This window comes from Immundisolibacter sp. (assembly GCF_028696615.1).
GTDB lineage: Bacteria > Pseudomonadota > Gammaproteobacteria > Immundisolibacterales > Immundisolibacteraceae > Immundisolibacter.
This window is the reverse complement of sequence record NZ_JAQVGQ010000213.1, coordinates 1-4353: the sequence shown is the minus strand read 5'-3', so window position 1 is coordinate 4353 and position 4353 is coordinate 1. Positions and strand designations below refer to the sequence as shown.

General features: G+C 70.0%; 5 protein-coding genes. 2 read left to right on the top strand and 3 right to left on the bottom strand.

The window, feature by feature from the left end; translation table 11 throughout:
* Positions 1–492 (top strand): SDR family oxidoreductase (locus tag PHC73_RS11825; protein ID WP_300128429.1); only part of this gene is annotated, 492 nt, incomplete at its 5' end.
* 47 nt (positions 493–539) lie between these two features.
* Here the strand turns inward: PHC73_RS11825 and PHC73_RS11820 are convergent.
* On the bottom strand, positions 540–2018 hold the full coding sequence (locus tag PHC73_RS11820) for a RimK family protein (protein WP_300128426.1): 1479 nt from the start codon (positions 2016–2018) through the stop codon (positions 540–542).
* 160 nt (positions 2019–2178) lie between these two features.
* A complete protein-coding gene (locus PHC73_RS11815; RefSeq protein WP_300128423.1) occupies positions 2179–3285 on the bottom strand; it encodes a GNAT family N-acetyltransferase/peptidase C39 family protein in 1107 nt (368 codons plus the stop codon).
* A 109-nt stretch (positions 3286–3394) separates the two neighbouring features.
* On the opposite strand from PHC73_RS11815, the gene PHC73_RS11810 reads away from it, so the two are divergent.
* Positions 3395–3799: a TIGR04211 family SH3 domain-containing protein gene (locus PHC73_RS11810; RefSeq protein WP_300128420.1), complete on the top strand. Its 405-nt coding sequence runs from the start codon at positions 3395–3397 to the stop codon at positions 3797–3799.
* On the opposite strand, the gene PHC73_RS11805 is transcribed toward PHC73_RS11810, so the two are convergent.
* Positions 3781–4353: MFS transporter (locus tag PHC73_RS11805; protein WP_300128417.1), on the bottom strand; the 573-nt coding region annotated here is incomplete at its 5' end. The two genes, PHC73_RS11810 and PHC73_RS11805, sit on opposite strands and share 19 nt — an antisense overlap.

Below are 4353 nucleotides of genomic sequence, written 5' to 3'. Positions count from 1 at the left end.
TCCACCGCCTTCAAGCCGCTGCTGGACTTGAAGCCCCACCACGTCGGCATGACGCTCGACACCAGCGTGCAGGCGCTGCTGACACTGGTGCGCAGCGCCGTGCCGCTGATGCAGGGGCGCGCGGCGAGCATCGTCACCGTGTCCGGCTTCGACACGCTGCGCGCGCTGCCGGGGCACGGCCTGCTGGGTGCCGCCAAGGCAGCCGTCGAGACGCTGACGCGGTACCTGGCGGCGGAACTCGCGCCGCTTGGCATCAACGCCAACTGCGTGGTGCCGGGCTTCGTCGCCACTGATTCCGCGCGCCTGTGGGCGGACACGCACGAACCGGGCGGTTACGCCGCGGCGGCCGAGGAGTGGGTGCGGCGCACGCCGGCCGGGCGCGTCGGCGAGGCGCACGACATCGCTCGCGTGATCGCGCTGCTGTGCTCGCCGGATGCGCGCTGGATCACCGGGCAGGCGATCGTGGCCGACGGCGGGCTCACGCTGCGCTGACGGGCAGCCCCCCATGGCCGCCCGTGCCGGCGGTCGAACGGCGCCGCTCAGCGCGCCCGCCGCTCGTCCAGGCGCCGGGCGAGGTCCTCTAGGATCAGCTCGTAGAGGCGGTCGCCGAGCACGGTGTCCTCGACGCCAGGGTCGACGTTCGGGTTGTCGTTGACCTCGATCACCACCACCCGCTCGCCGAATTGTTTGATGTCGACGCCGTAGAAGCCGTCGCCGATCAGGTTGGCCGCGGCCAGCGCGGTCTTGACCACCGTTTCCGGCGCGTCCTCGACCGCCAGCGTGCGCGCGCCGCCCTCGGTGAACTGGCCGCCCTCGCCGTGCTTGACGATCTGCCAGTGGTGCTTGGACATGAAGTACTGGCAGGCGAAGATCGGCCGGCGGTTGAGCACGCCGATGCGCCAGTCGAATTCGGTGGGCACGAATTCCTGCACCAGGATCAGGTCCGACTCGCGCAGCAGCGTGCGCGCGATTTGCTCGAGCTGCGCGCGGTCGTCGGCCTTGTGCACGCCGCGCGAGAACGAGCCGTCCGGAATTTTCACCACCGCCGGATAGGTGATCGCATCGGCCGGCAGGCGCTCGAGCTGGCCCTTCTGCAGCACGCGCGTGCGCGGCACCGGCACGCGGTTGGCGGACAGCAGCTCGTGCAGGTACACCTTGTTGGTGCACTTGACGATCGAGTCCGGGTCGTCGATCACCGCCATGCCCTCGGCCTGCGCGCGCTTGGCGAAGCGGTAGGTGTGGTGGTCGATGGCGGTGGTCTCGCGGATGAACAGTGCGTCGTACTCGGCCAGGCGCGCGTAGTCCTTGCGCGTGATGAGGTCGACCGACAGATCGAGCTTCTTGCCGGCGCGGATGAACTTCTGCAGGCCGCGTGCGCTGGTCGGCGGCAGTTTCTCGGCCGGGTCGTGCAGGATGGCGATGTCGTAGCGCGCCGACTCGCGCACCTTGGGTGTGCGCCAGCGCTTGCTGACGTAGCTCTCGAAGGCGCCGACGAACAGCGCCTGCGCATCGGTCGGCAGCGCGCTCAGCGACAGCGGGCGGATGGCGCTGATGCGCCACTTGCTGTCGTGCTCGAACTGCACCCGCAGCAGCGGGCACGGGAACAGATCAAAGATTTCCTCGGCCAGATCCTGCAGCGCCTCGTCCGCGCAGCGGCCGAAGTAGATGTCCATCTCGAACTCGCTGCGGCCGGCCTCGCGCGCGATGCGCCTTGACAGCGAGCGGTGCACCTGGGCGTCGAGATCCTCGGCGCCCAGGCTGTAGATGGCCTTGGCCGACAGGTCGGTGATGGCGCGCATGGCCGGGATCACGCGGTGCCGGCGCGCCTCGGCCAGCAGCGAGCAGTAGTAGCCCAGGCTCAGGTAGCGGTAGCCGCGGCACAGGTTCAGCACGCGCACGTCGCGCAGCTTCTGGTATTCGGGCGTGGCCAGGTAGTCCTGGACGGTGACCACCATGGCCGGTGGGAAGTGGGCCGGCCAGTCGCGCCGGTTCTCGACCACGATCAGATGAATCGACATGCGGTTCTCAGAGTTTGTGAAGAAATGCGCGTGCTGCGCATTTCTTGCGTCGCCCGTCCGGTACACGCCCGGACGGGCTCCCGCGAATCAAGCCCTCAAGGGCTCGATTCGCGTCCGGCCATCCCTGGCCGGCCTCGGAGCTTGAAAAATTCACAAGCTCTCAGGCAGCGGCGGCCGCGCGACGGCGGATCACCAGCGCCGCGCGCTGGCCGGCCTTGCCGTAGCGCGCCATGCGCTGAAAGTCTTTTTTCAGGATCGGCATGTTGATGCTGTCGGTGCGGGTCTTGCCGGCGTCCTGGTCGACGAACGGGTCGTGCACGTACACGTAGCGCTCGTCGAAGCCTGTGACCACCACCCAGTGCGGAAATTTCTCGCGGTAGATGCGGTACGAGCTGATCAGCACGATCGGGATGCCGCCGGTTGCGAACGCCGCCTGCAGTTGATCGAGACTGGCCGCGCCGTGGCGCAGCGGCACCGGCAGCGCGCGCAGCTGGTCCAGGAAGTCTTCCTGCACCAGGGCGATCACGGCTTTTTTGTCGGGACTGCGCACCGAATCGACGAACAGTGCGCCTTCGTCGTTGACGAACACCTCCACGTCGAAGCCACGCTGCCAGGCGGCCAGCGCCAGGCCGTACGGCCCACAGCCGCCGTGGCCGGAGGTCATGAAAACCGTCGTCGACTCGCGCCACAGACGCAGCTCGAGCTTGCGATCGAGCACCAGGTCCGGCCGCAAGGCGCGCATGGCCATCATCAGCGCCGCCGGCCCGCAGGTGAAATCCAGCGTCTGCTGGTAGTACGGTACCGGCACGCGGTCGGGCTTCAGGTGCGGTGCGAGTTCCTTCTCGTAGCGCAGCGCCTCGGCGTGGTCCTCGTAGTAGTCCTCGTGCACGCCGAAGCGGCGGTAGCCGTGGCTTTCGTACAGCCGGATGGCGGCCGCGTTGTCCGGCCGCACCTCCAGGCGCAGCGTCACGCAGTCGCGCGCCAGCGCCGCCTGTTCGCAGGCCTTCAGCAGCCGGCGCGCGTGGCCGCGGCCGCGGCAGGCCGGGTCGACGGCGAACGAATACAGCCGCCCCAGCGAGGTGCCCTGGTTGAACAGCAGCATGCCGTAGCCGCACACCGTGCCGGCGTCGTCGACCACCAGCGTCAGCGCGTGACCGCGCGTGAGCAGGTGGCGAAAACTGCGCCGGCTCAGGCGGTCGGTGTCGAAACAGCGCTCCTCGATGGCGACCAGGGCGTCCAGGTCGTCGAGCGTGGCGGGGCGGATCATCGGCTGGGCACGGCCGCGGACTGCGATGGCCGGCATTGTACGGCCGCGGCCGGCCGGCGCCGGGGCGGTTGTTACAATGCCGGGCTGCCCCGACGGAGAGCCGAAACCCATGACGTTGAGCCGATGTGTGTCCGCCTTTGCGCTGGGGCTCGTGCTCAGCGGCGCGGCGCTGGCCGCCGATGTGCAGCCGCCGGCGCCGCCGCCGGACCCGGCGCAGGCGCTGCGCGCGTTGCAGCGCGAACACGACGCGCTGCTGGCGCAGCAGCCGGCGCTGCAGGAGCAGGCCGGGCAGGCGGCGACGTTGGCCGAGCGCAATCAGCAGCTCGAACAGCAGCTGCAGACCGTGCAGGCGCAGGTCGATGGCCTGCGCGAGGAGGCGCAGAGCCTGCGCGCGGACGATCGCCGGCGCTGGTTTTTGACTGGCGCCGCGGTGCTGGCGGTCGGCATTGCGCTCGGCCTGCTGCTGCCGCGCCTGGGCGGCCGGCGCCGGCGCGGTTACGGCGGGTTTCGCTGATCGGTCGGCGGGCCGAGGTGGTGGCCGAGTGCGCGCGCCGCCTCTGCAATCGCCGGTAGCCGGCGCCGGAACCACAGCGCCGCCAGCATGCACAGCGCGCCGCCACCGGCCACCGTGGCCGGCGCGCCGACGAGGCCGGCAAGCGCCCCGGCGAGCAGCGCGCCGAGCGGCGCCATGCCCATGAACATCATGGAATAAAGCGACATCACCCGCCCGCGCAGCGCATCCGGCACCAGCAGCTGCAGCAGCGTGTTCGATGACGCCATCTGCACCATCATCGCAAAGCCGGTCGGTGCCAGCAGCAGGGCGGACAACCAGAAGTTGCGCGAGAGCGAAAACGCGAGCAGGCCGAATCCAAACCCGAATGCGCCCCACGGCACCCAGGCCGTGAGCCCGCGCGGGCTGCGTCGTGCCGCCAGCGTGAGTGCGCCGATCAGTGCGCCGCCGCCGGCGCAGCTCATGAGCAGACCGAGCCCCTGCGCGCCGCCGCCGAGGATGCGGTCGGCGAATACCGGCATCAGCACCGCATACGGCATGCCGGCCAGACTCACCAT